The sequence below is a fragment of the Inquilinus sp. CAU 1745 genome (assembly GCF_039839375.1).
GTDB lineage: Bacteria > Pseudomonadota > Alphaproteobacteria > DSM-16000 > Inquilinaceae > JBDOQU01.
The window spans coordinates 189,161-203,792 of record NZ_JBDOQU010000007.1 but is presented as its reverse complement, the minus strand read 5'-3'; the positions used below and the strand labels follow the sequence as shown (position 1 = coordinate 203,792).

The window sequence follows — 14,632 nt, the reverse complement described above, 5'->3', positions numbered from 1 at the left end:
CCTCCAACTGCCGGCAGGGCGCTAATATAGGTTTTCTTAATCAGTTTCCCCGACATTGCCCTTAATTCAGGGCCGGTTTTCCGCCGGTCCCGCGATCTTGGGTGGTGACGGGAAACCGACATGGATGACTTGCTCAGCGAATTCCTGACGGAGACTTCGGAAAATCTCTCCGTTCTCGATCTTGAACTGGTCAAGCTTGAGCAAAATCCAAACGATCCAAGCCTGCTCGGAAACATCTTCCGGCTGGTCCACACGATCAAGGGCACCTGCGGGTTCCTGGGCTTGCCGCGCCTTGAAGCCGTCGCCCATGCCGGCGAGAACGTGCTGGGCAAGTTCCGCGACGGCGAACTGAAGGTGACGCCGGAGGCGGTGACGCTCATCCTCGCTTCGCTGGACACGATCAAGCACATCGTCGGCCAGCTCGAGGCGACCGAGGAGGAACCTGCCGGCGACGACAGCGAGTTGATCGGCCGCCTGAACGAGATGGCGGAAGGCCGTGCCCCGGCAACTCCGGTCAAGCCGGTTTCGGAAGCCGCGCCCCCCGAACCCACAGCCGACGAACCGGAAATCCCTCCCGGCCTGCCCGAGGACGCGTACGAGCCGGACGAGCACGGCTTCGTCCCGGTGCCGGCGCCGTCCCTGCTCGCCGCGATGGAGGAGAAGGCTACAGGGGCCGAACCCGAGGCTGAGCCCGAACCCGAAGCGCCGGCCGCGCCTGCGGCAGCCCCGGCCGTCGTCGCGCCGAAGGCGGAGATGATGGAAGCGGCGGCCGAGCCGCGCGAATCCGCCGTCGCCAACCAGTCGATCCGCGTCAATGTGGATTTGCTGGAAAACCTGATGACCATGGTCTCCGAGCTGGTGCTGACCCGCAACCAGCTCATGCAGATCCTGCGCAGCCAGAAGGAAAGCGATTTCGCAGCACCGCTCCAGCGGCTCAACCATGTGACGTCCGAACTGCAGGAAGGGGTCATGAAGACCCGCATGCAGCCGATCGGCAACGCCTGGGCGAAGCTGCCGCGCCTGATCCGCGATCTCAGCCACGATCTGGGCAAGAAGATCGAGCTCCAGATGCTGGGCGCGGACACGGAGCTGGACCGGCAGGTGCTGGACCTGATCAAGGATCCGCTGACCCACATGGTCCGCAACTCCGCGGACCACGGGATCGAAATCCCGGCCGATCGCGCCGCCGCGGGCAAGCAGGAAACCGGCCGTATCCGCCTCAACGCCTATCACGAAGGCGGCCATATCATCATCGAGATCACTGACGACGGCAAAGGCCTGGCGATCGGGAAGATCAAGGAAAAGGCCATCGCCAACGGGCTGGCGACCGATGGCGAACTGGCCAACATGTCCGATCAGCAGATCCAGCAATTCATCTTCAAGGCCGGCTTCTCCACCGCAGCCCAGGTCACTTCCGTCTCCGGCCGCGGCGTGGGCATGGATGTCGTCAAGACCAACATCGAGAAGATCGGCGGCACGATCGAGCTGAAATCGATCGAGGGGCGCGGATCGACCTTCATCATCAAGATCCCGCTGACGCTGGCGATCGTCTCCGCCCTGATCGTGGAATGCGCGGGCGAGCGGTTCGCCATCCCGCAGATCAGCGTGGTCGAGCTGGTGCGCTCCGGCGGCCACAGTGAACATGTCATCGAACGGATCAACGGCACGCCCGTCCTGCGCCTTCGCAACCGGCTGCTGCCGCTGGTCGGGCTGCGCAGCCTGCTGCATCTGGACCGGGACGACGATGCGGCGTCCGAGGCCGAGACCTTCATCGTCGTCACCCAGGTCGGCAACTACACCTTCGGCATCATTGTCGACCGCGTCTTCGATACGGAAGAGATCGTGGTCAAGCCGGTGGCGCCGATCCTGCGCCATATCGAGATGTTCTCCGGCAACACCATCCTGGGCGACGGCAGCGTCATCATGATCCTCGACCCCAACGGCATCGCCTCGGCGACCGGGGAGATCGGGGTGGCGGCCGAAGGGCTGGACCAGGCCTCTACCGCCAAGGTCCGCGCCTCTTCCGACCAGCGGGTCGCGCTGCTGCTGTTCCGCGCCGGAAAGGGCGCGCCCAAGGCGGTGCCGCTGGCGCTGATCGCGCGGCTTGAGGATGTCGAGGCCTCGTCGATCGAGACCTCCAACGGCCAGCTCATGGTCCAGTATCGCGGCAAGCTGATGCCGGTGATCCCCTTCGATCCGGCGTTCGACCTTTCCGCCGAGGAAGGAACGACCCGCCGGCCGGTGCTGGTCTTCGCCGACGGCGACAGATCGATGGGCCTGATCGTGGATGAGATCGTGGACATCGTCGAACAGCACATGAATGTGGAGCTGACGGCCGACGGCAAGGGCACGCTGGGCAGCGCCATCATCGCCGGCCGCGCGACCGACGTGATCGACGCCGGCTATTACCTGACCCAGGCGTTCCGCGACTGGTTCGGCGCCCGCGGCGGCGACGCGATGGGGGAGGAGACCAGCCAGCGGGTCCTGCTGGTCGACGACAGCCCGTTCTTCCGCAACATGCTGACGCCGCTCCTCACCGTCGCCGGCTATCAGGTGACCACCGTCGAAAGCGCCGACGAGGCGCTGGCGCTCTGCGAGGCGGGCGAGGATTACGACGTAATCGTCAGCGATATCGAGATGCCGGGCATGAACGGCTTCGATTTCGCCAAGGCGATCCGCGTCGGCGGCGGGCGCTGGTGCGATACGCCGCTGGTCGCCCTTTCCGCCCACGCCACGACGCGCGATCTAGATCGCGGCCGGCAGGCGGGCTTCACCGACTATGTCGCGAAATTCGACCGCGACGCGCTCCTGACCTCGCTTTCCAACACCCTGTCCGATCTTCGAGGTGCGGCATGACGACCAAGCAGCCGGCTAAGGCCCACTCCCGTTCCCTCGCCGCCGTCTCGGCCCATGCGGCGGAGGAGACGGTCGACTATGTGACCATGACCATCGCCGACCAGCTTTTCGGCATCCCGGTGCTCCAGGTCCAGGACGTGCTGGGCCAGCAGCGGATCACCCGCATTCCGCTGGCGCCGCCGGAGGTGGCGGGGTCGCTCAACCTTCGCGGCCGGATCGTCACCGCTGTCGACGTGCGCCTGCGTCTGGGCCTGCCGCCGCGGCAGCGGGAGGACAGGGACATGTCGATCGCCGTCGACCATGGCGGTGAGCTCTACAGCCTGATGGTCGACAGCGTCGGCGAGGTGCTGTCGGTGGCGACCAAGGATTTCGAGCGCAATCCTGCGACCCTGCACCCGGTCTGGCGTGAGGTGTCGACCGGCATCTACCGCCTGAACAACCAGCTCCTGGTCATCCTCGACGTCGCCCGGCTGCTGGATTTCACGGCCCGCGAAGCCGCCTGACGCCATTCCGCGCCCGGAACCCGTCCGGGTCCCCTCCTTGGGAAGTTGCACTATGAAAACCTGCCTGGTCGTCGACGATAGCCGCGTGGTGCGGAAGGTCGCCCGGAAGATCCTGGAGGAGCTGTCGTTCGATTGCCACGAGGCGGAGGACGGTCAGCAGGCCATGAGCGCCTGCGCCAGCCATATGCCGGACGTCATCCTCCTGGACTGGAACATGCCGGTGATGTCGGGAATCGAATTCCTGCGCCGCCTGCGCAAGATGTCGGGGGGCGACGGCCCGAAGGTGGTCTTCTGCACCACGGAGAACGATCTGGCCCACATCCAGGAGGCGCTGTCCGCCGGGGCCAACGAATACATCATGAAGCCCTTCGACAGCGACATCATCCAGACGAAGTTCGCCCAGGTCGGGCTGATCTGAGGGGCGCCAGATGACCGGCGCCCCCCTCTCACCGCGCGCTCCCGCCGGCGGGAGCGACCAGGGCCGTGAGATCCGCGTGATGATCGTCGACGACAGCGCGGTGATCCGCGGTCTCGTCACCAGGCTGCTGGAAAGCGATCCGGACATCCGCGTGGTGTCCTCCGTCGGCGACGGCAAGATGGCGGTTGCAGCACTGGCCCGCACGGCGGTCGACGTCGTCGTGCTGGATGTCGAGATGCCGGTGATGGATGGGCTGACCGCGCTGCCGCTGATGCTCGCGGCCGCGCCGGGGATCAAGATCATCATGGCGTCGACCCTGACGACGCGGAACGCCGACATCAGCCTTCGCGCCATGCAGGCCGGCGCCGTCGACTATGTCCCCAAGCCGACCGCGACGCGGGAGATCCACGGCGCGGACGATTTCCGCCGCGATCTGATCGGCAAGATCAAGGTCTGGGCGCGCCATCGCCTGCGCGCCGCAAACGCCGCCGCGCCTCAGCGGAGCGCGGCGCGGGAGATCCTGCCCGGGGCGTCGGCGGCCGGCGGCTCGAAGATCGCGCTGCGCCAGATGCCGGCCTCCTTCCGGCCGGAAGTGATCGCCATCGGCAGCTCGACCGGCGGGCCGCAGGCGCTGTTCGAGGTCATGACGCATTTGAAGGCCGATGCCGCGCCGCAGCCGATCCTGCTGACCCAGCACATGCCGCCGACCTTCACCGCCATCCTGGCGGAGCATATCAGCCGCCAGTGCGGCGTGAAGGCGGCGGAGGCGAAGGATGGCGAAGCCGTGGTCGGCGGCCGCTGCTACATCGCGCCGGGCGATTTCCACATGATCGTGGAGAAGCAGGGCGCGGGCCGGGTGATCCGGCTGGACAAGGGTCCCCAGGAGAATTTCTGCCGACCCTCCGTCGACCCGATGATGCGCAGCGTCGTCCGCGCCTTCGGCGGCCGGGGCGTGCTGGCCGTCATCCTGACCGGCATGGGGCAGGACGGCATGAGGGGATGCCGGGAGGTCGCGGCCGCCGAAGGGGTGGTCGTGGCGCAGGACGAGGCGACCAGCGTCGTCTGGGGCATGCCGGGCGCGGTGGCGTCGGCTGGACTATGCAACGCGGTGCTGCCGTTGAAGGAAGTCGGGCCATTCGTGCGCCAATGCGCGCGCCGGTCGGCGGCGTGAGCGGGAGAGGGTCATGAAGACCGACGATTTTGAGATGTTCCGGACCCTCCTGATGCAGCGATCGGGCCTCGTCCTGACGCCCGACAAGGCCTACCTGCTCGAAAGCCGCCTGCTGCCCGTGACGCGCAAATGGAACTTCACGGGGCTGGAGCAGCTCGCGGCCGAGGTCAGGTCGAAGCGGCCCGAAAAGCTGCTGAAGGAGGTGACGGAGGCGATGACGACGAACGAAAGCTCGTTCTTCCGCGACACCAAGCCGTTCGACCAGTTCCGCCAGCACGTGCTGCCGACCCTCATGACCGCCCGGGCCTCATCCAAACGCATCCGGGTCTGGAGCGCCGCCTGCTCCACCGGGCAGGAGCCCTATTCGCTGGCGATGATGCTGGCGGAGGATCAGGCCAGGCTCGCCGGCTGGCAGATCGACATCCTGGGCACCGATCTCTCCGGCGAGGTGCTGGACCGCGCGCGGGCCGGGCTCTACACCCAGTTCGAAGTCCAGCGCGGGATGCCCATCACCCTCCTGGTGAAGTATTTCCGCCAGCAGGGCGACAAATGGGAGCTTTCCCCGGATATCCGGAAGCGGGTGCAGTACCGCGAGTGCAACCTGCTGACCGACCTCGGCTCGATGGGCAAGTTCGACGTCATCTTCTGCCGCAACGTGCTGATCTATTTCGACCAGCCGACCAAGACGCGGGTGCTTGAGGCGATGGCGAAGCTGCTGCCGCCGGACGGCGTGCTCTATCTGGGCGGGGCGGAGACGGTGCTGGGCCTGACCGACCGGTTCCGGCCGGTCGAGGGGCAGCGCGGCATCTACCGCGTCGCCGACGGCCCCGCCCCCAGCCGCTTCCCGGCCCCGGACGCCACCCGACGCGTCGCCGCCGGCTGAGGCGGGGACAGCCTTCAGTCCATTACAGATAGTCGCCCAGCGCGGATTGAAGGCTCCGCATCTTCGCCACGGACGCCGTAATGCGTTCACGCCAGCGTTTGCCTCGGGAGAGGGCGTCCTCCAGGGCGTCGCGCAAATCGTCGGGCCGGTCGGCCGTCAGGATAACCACCAGATATTCGGCCTGAAGCCGATCCTTGGTCGCCTTGAGGCTGTCAGGGCCTTCAAGTCGCCGGCTCGCCACGATCAGCTTGTGAATGGCGAATCGCTCGGGCCGGGGGATTTGCACCAGCACGCCGTCACGATATGTCGCCGTGGCGAAAATCGGCTCCGCAAGCAGATAGTTGAGATAGTGAAGCGATTGGGCATGCACGCCCAGCGCCGGTAGCGGGCGCAAACTCTCTGCTTCGGCGAAAGATGGCGTCAGGAATTCGACCAGCGTTTCGTTCCGCGTCTGCTTCCAGCGCCATGTCCTGCCGCTGTCGATCGATGGCGCGGGGTCGAAAGAGAAATCCTTGAGGACGTTCGCAAGAGGTTCGGAAACCGTGTCACCGAGGGCGATCGAGAGGCGTTCGAAGCTCGCTATATCGATATCGCGAGTCTGGGCCGTCTGGTCGAAGGCGAAGCGGACGCCCAACTCTCCCTCATAGAGGCGGAACGCCTGCGTTCCGATGACCGTCCCGCCAAGCCGGAATACGCCTGCCGAAGCCATCGCGTTGAGAAGACTGCCGGTCGCGGCGTCGACGCCAAGGAAGCCCTCGGCTCGCAGGAGCCGGATCAGGCGCGCGCGGTTTCGCCGTCGATGCTCGCGGTCCTCGCGCAGTGATATGATGCGCTGCATGCGTTCGCGCAGCGGCTCACTGTCTTCTCCGATGTAAGTCTTCCTAACGTCGGAGCCGACCCTATAAGTATCATACCAATAGACACGGCCATTGCGTTCGATCCGTGTCGGCGTGCCACGGATTTCCGCTGCCGCCTCATCGCGCAAGGACGCGAGCAGGTCATGATAGGCGGAGTGGACGACAGGTGAGTGGCGTACAAACATGTGCGATGCTCAACAATTTCCTTCTTTGTTGAGCATCGCACATGTTCAACGAAATTGAAATTCGTTGAACATGTTTCTCCGTGCTGGTCCGAGCCTATGATTCCTGACAGTCAGGATTAGGCTCTATCCTACTCCGCCACCGCCGCCTGCCGGCGCGCGGCCAGGGCCGTGTCCAGGTAATCGTCGATATGGCCCACCAGCTCGTCCATCCTGTGGTGGAAGAAATGGTTGGCGCCGGGAATCACCCGGTGGTCGATCACGATGTCCTTCTGCTGGCGCAGCTTGTTGACCAGCTTCTGGACCGATTCATGAGGCACCACCTCGTCCTTGTCGCCCGCCACGACCAGGCCGGAGGACGGGCAGGGGGCCAGGAAGCTGAAATCGAACATGTTGGCCGGCGGGGCGAGGGAGATGAAGCTGTCGATCTCCGGCCGGCGCATCAGGAGCTGCATGCCGATCCACGCCCCGAAGGAGAAGCCGCCGACCCAGCAGCCGGCGGCGTTCGGGTTGGTCGCCTGCAGCCAGTCCAGCGCGGAGGCGGCGTCCGAAAGCTCGCCCTCGCCCCGGTCGAAGACGCCCTGGCTGCGGCCGACGCCCCGGAAGTTGAAGCGCAGCGCGCAGAAGCCCCGTTTCGTGAACGCCTGGAACAGCGTGTAGACCAGCTTGTTGTTCATCGTCCCGCCATGCTGCGGGTGGGGGTGCAGCAGCAACGCGACCGGCGCGTTGGGACGCTTGCTGTGATGATACCGTCCCTCAAGCCGGCCCTCCGGGCCGTTGAAGATCACTTCGGGCATGTCTCTTTCGAATCCTCAAACGGGAAAACGACCCGTCGCATGGCGGGGTCGGGGGCTCGCGCAATAGCCGACTTCATTAGTAGGTTTTGCATGGCGTCGGCAAGAAAACTCGGCGTCGAATTCTTGACCGTCGCCAGGGGTCATCTATATAACGCTTGAGCATTGTCCACCGCGCGATCGGCCGATCCGGGTTTTTTGCGGGCATTTCCGCACCCCGAAAAGGCCTGTTCAAATCGCCTTATATATCATGGGGATAATCCGCGTGTTCAAGCGCCTTCACGAAGATATCGACAGCGTGATGCGGCGCGATCCCGCCGCGCGGTCCCGGGTGGCGGTCTTCCTGACCTATCCGGGCCTCCATGCGATCCTGGCATATCGCGCGGCCCACGCCCTCTGGGTGCGGGACTGGCGGACCCTGGCGGTCTTCCTCTCCTATCTGGCGCGCATCGTCACCGGGATCGAGATTCATCCCGGCGCGCGGATCGGCCGCCGCTTCTTCATCGACCACGGCACAGGCGTCGTGATCGGCGAAACGGCGGAGATCGGACAGGACGTCACCCTCTATCAGGGCGTCACGCTGGGCGGCACGACCCTCGATCCCGGAAAGCGCCACCCGACGCTGGGCGACGGCGTCATCGTCGGCGCCGGCGCAAAGGTGCTGGGGCCGTTCACGGTCGGCGCGAACGCCCGCATCGGATCGAACGCCGTGGTGGTCAAGGAGGTGCCGCCGGGCGTCACCGTCGTCGGCATTCCGGCCAGGGTGGTGGCGCCGCGCGACCGCACCGAACAGCCGAAATTCGTCGCCTACGGCACCCCGTGCGAGGATTTGCCGGATCCGGTCGCGCGCGCTCTGCGCGGGCTGATGAACGAGGTGACGCATCTGCGCCGGCGCGTGGAGGAGTTGGAGACGACCCATGCCGGCGACGCTTCTCCCCTGGACGATCTGTCCCCGACGGACGGGGAGGAGAAGATCGCCGCGGAGACGGCCGCGTCCTCCCGAGGCGATTGCTGAACGCCCGATGCTGAATGCCCGGTCGGGGCTTCGAAGGAGCATATGCGATGAGGTTGAGCACCAAGGGACGTTACGCCGTGATGGCGATGGTCGATCTCGCCCGCTACAGCGACGGGTCGCCGGTCGCGCTCGCCGACATCGCGAGCCGGCAGGAGATCTCGCTCTCCTATCTCGAACAGCTTTTCGCCAAGCTGCGGCGCGGCGGGCTGGTCAGGAGCGTCCGGGGGCCGGGCGGCGGCTATCTGCTCGGCCGCTCGGTCGACATGCTCCGCATCTCCGACATCATCCTTGCGGTGGACGAGCCGGTGCGCGCCACCCGTTGTGAACCCCATTCCGCCGCCGGCTGCCTTTCGGACAAGAGCCGCTGCCTCACCCATGATCTGTGGGAGGAGCTGGGCAACCAGATCCACCTCTATCTGAGTTCGGTATCTCTGGAGGATGTGGTCCGCCGCCGGGTGCTCGGCCGGCGTCAGCTCTTCATGTCCCCGACTCCGAACACGGCCACTCCGCTGGAGGTGCGGGACGCGCCGCCCGCGGCGGCTGAATGACCCCTCTCTATCTCGACCACAACGCCACCGCGCCGCTGAGGCCGGAAGCGAAGGCGGCGATGGTCGCCGCGCTCGACCATGTCGGCAACCCGTCCTCGGTCCACCGTTTCGGCCGCGATGCCCGCCGGATCGTTGAGGATGCCCGCAAGGCCGTGGCCGCGCTGGTCGGCGCTCCCGCCGCCGCGATCGTCTTCACCGCCGGCGCGACGGAGGCCAACAACGCGATCCTCTCCGGCTGTGACCGTCCGAGGATCCTGATCTCCGCCATCGAGCATGACAGCGTCCTTGCCGTTCCCGACGCAGCGGAAACCCTCGCCGTCGGCCCCGACGGGCTGCTCGACCCGGCCACGCTGGACGCGGCGCTGACGGTCGGAGAGCGGCCGGCGCTGGTGTCGGTCATGCTGGCGAACAATGAGATCGGGACGATCCAGCCGATCGCCGAACTGGCCGGGATCGCCCGCCGCCACGGCGCTCTCTTCCATTGCGACGCCGCCCAGGCGGTCGGCAAGTTCCCGGTCGATTTCATGGCGCTCGGTGTCGACTACCTGACCCTCTCCGCCCACAAGTTCGGCGGCCCGCAGGGCGTCGGCGCGCTGGTCGTGCGCGAAGGCGTCGCCGCGCCGCGCCTTCTCAAGGGCGGCGGGCAGGAACGTCGCCGTCGCGCGGGCACGGAGAATGTCGCCGGCATCGCCGGTCTGGGCGCGGCCGCTGCCGCCGCTTTGGCCGGGCTCGACGGCTTCGCTGCGCTCTCCCGCCTGCGCGACGCGATGGAAAGCCGCATCCGAGCGGCCTGCCCCACGGTTCGGGTTTTCGGGGAAGGCGCTCCGCGCCTGCCCAACACCTCCTGCCTGACCATGCCTGGCGTCCCGGCGGAAACCCAGATCATGGGCTTCGACCTGGCCGGCATCGCAATCTCCTCCGGGTCGGCCTGCTCCTCGGGCAAGGTCGCCGCCAGCCATGTGCTGGCCGCCCTCGGAATCGACCGCGCGGAGGCGGAGACGGCGCTCCGCGTCAGCCTCGGCTGGACGACCCGGCCGGGCGATATCGAACGGTTCGTGGAGGCCTGGATCACGCTGCGCCAGCGCGCCGCCCACCGGTCCAGCGCCGCCGCCTGACCTCCCCAATCATGGCCCAGGCAATCTATCTCGACCACGCAGCGACGACCCCGGTCTCGCCCCAGGTGCTGGAGGCCATGCTGCCCTGGTTCGGCGCGGCAAATCCCCACGCAGGCCATGCCGCCGGCGCCGAGGCAGCCGCTGCCGTGCGGCGCGCCTGCGCGCTGATCGCGGCCCCTATCGGCGTCGACGGCGCGTCGATCGTCCTGACCTCCGGCGCGACGGAGGCAAACAATCTGGCGCTCCGGGGCGCGGCCATGGCGGCGCGCAGCGGGGGACGCAACGGCGTAGTGACGGTCGCCACGGAACATTCCAGCGTGCTGGAAAGCGCCCGGCTGCTGGAACGCGACGGCTTCCGCCTGACCCTCCTGCCGGTCGATGGCGACGGGCTGGTCGACCCCGCCGCGCTCGCCGCCGCGGTCGACAGCCGCACCGCCATCGTCAGCGTCATGGCCGCGAACAATGAGACGGGCGTGATCCAGCCGCTCCGCGAATTGGCGGCGATCGCGAAGGCGGCGGGCGCTCTCTTCCACACCGACGCCAGCCAGGCCTATGGCCGGATGAATCTCGATGTCGGCGCGTTGGGGATCGATCTACTCAGCCTCTCCGGCCACAAGATCGGCGGCCCGCAGGGCGTCGGCGCGCTTTATGTCCGCTCCAGCCCGCCATTGGGGCTGGAACCGCTGATCGTCGGCGGCGGCCAGCAGAGGGGCTTGCGGGCCGGCACCATGCCGGTTCCGCTGGCGGTCGGGTTGGGCGAAGCGGCGCGGCTCATATCCGATCTTGGCGATATCCGTGAGGTTTTCCTGGCGGAGATCGGGCGTCTGATTCCCGACGCGGTCGTCCATGGAGAGCGCGCGCCGCGCGTGCCGCATATCCTCTCGCTCCGGCTCCCCGGTGTTTCGGCGGAGGATCTGCTGCTGGATCTGCCGGAGATCGCGGCCTCCACCGGCTCCGCCTGCGGTAGCGAAAGGCGGGAACCGTCCCATGTCCTGGCCGCGATGGGCCTGCCGCCCGTCGAATCGGCTGCGACGCTGCGTCTCAGCTTCGGCCGAACGACCGAAAAGGCCGCCGCCCTGGAAGCCGCCCGCCGGCTGGCCGCCGCCGCGCTGGCGCAACGCACCCAAGCGCCGGGCGGGACGCCACCGGGGGATGCGCCGCTGGCGTCGGCCGCCATCCTTCGCTAGAACACCGCTGCTTCAGGAAATTCGAGGTCACTGGCGACATGCCGCGCATCATTTTCATCGATCCGGACGGCACACGGCACGAGATCGAGGCTCCCGTGGGCCTATCGCTGCTCGAGGTCGCGCATGAGAACGACATCGACATCGAGGGCGCGTGCGAAGGCTCGCTCGCCTGCTCCACCTGCCATGTCATCGTCGATCCTTCCTGGTTCCAGAAGCTGGACGAGATCAAGGAGGATGAGGAAGACATGCTGGACCTCGCCTTCGGCCTCACCAAAACCTCCCGTCTGGGCTGCCAGATCATCGTGACGGAGGACCTGGACGGGCTGACCGTGACCCTCCCGGCCGGCACCAACAACATGATGTAACGACACCTTTGTTGGTCATTCCCGACTTGATCCGGAATCCATGGGCCGCCACCGTTTCGCTGGGCGGTGCAAAACCGGGCACGGCCCTGCCATCAATACCGCATGGATGTCGGATCGGGTCCGGCATGACGACGATTTTGGACTTCATTCAGAGCGTCAGCCGCGCCGCGCCGCCTCGATCGCGGCGATATCGATCTTCCCCATGGTCATCATGGCGTCGAACGCGCGCTTTGCTTCGCCGCCGCCAGCCGCCAGCGCGTCCATCAGCACGCGCGGCGTGATCTGCCAGGAAATCCCCCATTTGTCCTTGCACCAGCCGCACGCGCTCTCCTGCCCGCCATTGCCCACGATGGCGTTCCAGTAGCGGTCGGTCTCCTCCTGATCGTCGGTGGAGATCTGGAACGAGAAGGCTTCGCTGTGCTTGAACTGAGGGCCTCCGTTGAGGCCAAGGCAAGGAATGCCCGCAACCGTGAATTCGACCGTCAGCACGTCGCCTTCCTCGCCGGACGGGTAGTCGCCGGGCGCCCGGCATACGGCTCCCACCGCGCTGTCGGGAAAGGTCTCGGCATAGAAGCGGGCGGCGTCCTCGGCGTCCTTGTCGAACCAGAGGCAGATCGTGTTCTTCTGCATTGCGTGCTCCTTTCGCTTTGAACCCGGGATTTCGGCGTTCTCCGTTTCGCCCGCCGCTGATGCCCCACTATGCCGGATCACGTCCCGCATGACGTTCGAAAGTTGTCCTTATCCTGAGCTTGTCGAAGGATGCGGGGCCACATGGTTCGACAGGCTCACCATGAGGCTCCCTTGTTGGTCATTCCCGACTTGATTGGGAATCCATGGGCCGTCGCCGCTTCGCCGGCGGCGCAAACGTGATCGAAGCCTGGGCTTCTTCGACGCTGCATGGGTGCTTGATCAAGTCCGGCATGACGAATTTTCCCCAAATAAACCTACCATGACAGTAGGACATATCAGGGTTGACGCTCATCCATCGGCGCTACCCGCTCCCCCGAGCTCAAAGACCTAGAAACAAAAGGGTTTTTGTGCCATCCGCCCCATGATAGAACTTCGGCCGGTATTCCGGGATTTCCGGGCGTGAAAAGGCATAAAGGGGGTGGGAGAGCCCCTGGCATAAAGCCGGAAGCGTCCTATCTATCGTCTATCTGCCGCACAATGTGAGGTGACAGCCTCGGCGGCTCCGATCGCCGGACGATCGGAAACTGGTCAATTACCTGAGCGCGCAGCTTGGTTAATCGGTAGACGGTGAACTTGAGTGAGGAGCTGTCATGGCAGCCGTCAGCGAGACGATCGAACAGGTCAAGTCGGTCACCCGCGACAAGTACAAATATGGCTTCGTCACCTTCATCGAGCAGGAGACGGCGCCCAAGGGCCTGAGCGAGGACATCGTCCGGTTCATCTCCGCCAAGAAGGAGGAGCCGGAATGGATGCTGGAATGGCGGCTGAAGGCTTTCCGCGTCTGGCAGGCGATGGAACAGCCGAATTGGGCCAAGGTCTCGTTCCCGCCGATCGACTACCAGGACGCCTACTACTACGCCGCGCCAAAGCAGAAGGTGCGCCCGGAAAGCCTGGACGAGGTCGACCCGGAACTGCTGCGCACCTATGAGAAGCTGGGCATCCCGCTCGACGAGCAGAAGGTGCTGGCCGGCGTCGTCGCTGTCGACGCCGTGTTCGACAGCGTCTCCGTCGCCACGACCTTCAAGAAGAAGCTGGCGGAAGTCGGCGTCATCTTCTGCTCCATCTCCGAAGCGATCCGCGAGCATCCGGAACTGGTGAAGAAGTACCTCGCCTCCGTCGTGCCGGTGGGCGACAATTATTTCGCCGCGCTGAACTCCGCCGTCTTCACCGACGGTTCCTTCGTCTATATCCCGCCGGGCGTCCGCTGCCCCATGGAGCTGTCGACCTATTTCCGCATCAATGCGGAGAATACGGGCCAGTTCGAGCGTACGCTGATCATCGCCGAGGAGGGATCCTACGTCTCCTATCTGGAAGGCTGCACCGCGCCGCAGCGCGACGAGAACCAGCTTCACGCCGCCGTGGTGGAACTGGTCGCCCATGACGATGCGGAGATCAAGTATTCCACCGTCCAGAACTGGTATCCGGGCGACGAGGAAGGCAAGGGCGGCATCTACAATTTCGTGACCAAGCGCGCCGCGTGCCGGGGCAAGAATTCCAAGGTTTCCTGGACGCAGGTGGAAACGGGCTCCGCCATCACCTGGAAGTACCCGAGCTGCATCCTCCAGGGCGACAATTCGGTGGGCGAGTTCTATTCGGTCGCCATCACGAACAACCGCCAGCAGGCCGACACCGGCACCAAGATGATCCATATCGGCAAGAACACCAGAAGCCGGATCATCTCCAAGGGCATCTCGGCGGGCAAGTCGGACAACACCTATCGCGGGCTGGTGAAGGTGCTGCCGGGCGCGGAGGGCGCGAAGAACTACACCCAGTGCGACAGCCTGCTGATCGGCGACAAGTGCGGCGCGCATACCGTGCCCTATATCGAGAGCCGGAACAAATCGGCCCGCGTCGAGCATGAGGCGACGACCTCCAAGGTCAGCGACGACCAGCTTTTCTACTGCCGCCAGCGCGGCATCGGGGAAGAGGAGGCGCTGACCCTCATCGTCAACGGATTCTGCAAGGAGGTCCTGCAGGTCCTGCCGATGGAGTTCGCGGTCGAGGCGCAGAAGCTGGTCGGCATCAGCCTGGAAGGCTCCGTCGGCTGA

The 14,632-nt window shown here is 65.8% G+C and carries 14 protein-coding genes; 11 read left to right on the top strand and 3 right to left on the bottom strand.

Annotation, left to right across the window (positions count from 1 at the left end; genetic code table 11):
• Positions 1-120 precede the first annotated feature (120 nt).
• From AAFN89_RS11040 to AAFN89_RS11020, 5 genes are all read left to right on the top strand, one after another.
• The gene (locus AAFN89_RS11040) at positions 121-2,856 is read left to right on the top strand and encodes a chemotaxis protein CheW (protein WP_347538996.1); all 2,736 of its coding nucleotides are present in this window, start codon (positions 121-123) and stop codon (positions 2,854-2,856) included.
• An 86-nt stretch (positions 2,857-2,942) separates the two neighbouring features.
• Positions 2,943-3,359, top strand: a complete 417-nt coding sequence (locus AAFN89_RS11035; protein ID WP_347539069.1) for a chemotaxis protein CheW — start codon at positions 2,943-2,945, stop codon at positions 3,357-3,359.
• A gap of 52 nt (positions 3,360-3,411) precedes the next feature.
• Positions 3,412-3,777 (top strand): response regulator, encoded by a 366-nt coding sequence (locus AAFN89_RS11030; RefSeq protein ID WP_347538994.1) that lies wholly within the window; start codon positions 3,412-3,414, stop codon positions 3,775-3,777.
• Positions 3,778-3,787: 10 nt separating this feature from the next.
• Complete coding sequence (locus tag AAFN89_RS11025; protein WP_347538992.1) at positions 3,788-4,948, top strand: chemotaxis response regulator protein-glutamate methylesterase; 1,161 nt, start codon at positions 3,788-3,790, stop codon at positions 4,946-4,948.
• Positions 4,949-4,961: 13 nt separating this feature from the next.
• The gene (locus AAFN89_RS11020) at positions 4,962-5,831 is read left to right on the top strand and encodes a protein-glutamate O-methyltransferase (protein ID WP_347538990.1); all 870 of its coding nucleotides are present in this window, start codon (positions 4,962-4,964) and stop codon (positions 5,829-5,831) included.
• A gap of 22 nt (positions 5,832-5,853) precedes the next feature.
• Here the strand turns inward: AAFN89_RS11020 and AAFN89_RS11015 are convergent, their stop codons facing one another.
• Both AAFN89_RS11015 and AAFN89_RS11010 read right to left on the bottom strand, forming a co-directional pair.
• Positions 5,854-6,669 carry a GSU2403 family nucleotidyltransferase fold protein gene (locus tag AAFN89_RS11015; RefSeq protein WP_347538988.1) on the bottom strand — a complete coding sequence of 272 codons (816 nt, stop codon included), beginning with the start codon at positions 6,667-6,669 and terminating at the stop codon, positions 5,854-5,856.
• Positions 6,670-7,001: 332 nt separating this feature from the next.
• Positions 7,002-7,667: an alpha/beta hydrolase gene (locus AAFN89_RS11010; RefSeq protein WP_347538985.1), complete on the bottom strand. Its 666-nt coding sequence runs from the start codon at positions 7,665-7,667 to the stop codon at positions 7,002-7,004.
• 262 nt (positions 7,668-7,929) lie between these two features.
• Between AAFN89_RS11010 and cysE the strand changes: the two genes are divergently transcribed.
• From cysE to AAFN89_RS10985, 5 genes are read left to right on the top strand one after another with little or no spacing between them, the layout of a single operon-like run.
• Complete coding sequence (cysE, locus tag AAFN89_RS11005) at positions 7,930-8,679, top strand: serine O-acetyltransferase (protein WP_347538983.1); 750 nt, start codon at positions 7,930-7,932, stop codon at positions 8,677-8,679.
• Positions 8,680-8,726: 47 nt separating this feature from the next.
• Complete coding sequence (locus tag AAFN89_RS11000) at positions 8,727-9,227, top strand: Rrf2 family transcriptional regulator (protein WP_347538982.1); 501 nt, start codon at positions 8,727-8,729, stop codon at positions 9,225-9,227.
• Entirely contained in the window at positions 9,224-10,342 is a 1,119-nt protein-coding gene (locus tag AAFN89_RS10995; RefSeq protein ID WP_347538980.1) for a cysteine desulfurase family protein, read from the top strand. Before AAFN89_RS11000 ends, AAFN89_RS10995 begins: the two co-directional genes overlap by 4 nt.
• An 11-nt stretch (positions 10,343-10,353) precedes the next feature.
• The gene (locus AAFN89_RS10990) at positions 10,354-11,529 is read left to right on the top strand and encodes a cysteine desulfurase family protein (protein ID WP_347538978.1); all 1,176 of its coding nucleotides are present in this window, start codon (positions 10,354-10,356) and stop codon (positions 11,527-11,529) included.
• A gap of 38 nt (positions 11,530-11,567) precedes the next feature.
• Positions 11,568-11,894: a ferredoxin family 2Fe-2S iron-sulfur cluster binding protein gene (locus AAFN89_RS10985; protein ID WP_347538976.1), complete on the top strand. Its 327-nt coding sequence runs from the start codon at positions 11,568-11,570 to the stop codon at positions 11,892-11,894.
• A 156-nt stretch (positions 11,895-12,050) separates the two neighbouring features.
• On the opposite strand, the gene AAFN89_RS10980 is transcribed toward AAFN89_RS10985, so the two are convergent.
• On the bottom strand, positions 12,051-12,524 hold the full coding sequence (locus tag AAFN89_RS10980) for a VOC family protein (RefSeq protein WP_347538974.1): 474 nt from the start codon (positions 12,522-12,524) through the stop codon (positions 12,051-12,053).
• Positions 12,525-13,174: 650 nt separating this feature from the next.
• Between AAFN89_RS10980 and sufB the strand changes: the two genes are divergently transcribed.
• Complete coding sequence (gene sufB, locus AAFN89_RS10975; RefSeq protein WP_347538972.1) at positions 13,175-14,632, top strand: Fe-S cluster assembly protein SufB; 1,458 nt, start codon at positions 13,175-13,177, stop codon at positions 14,630-14,632.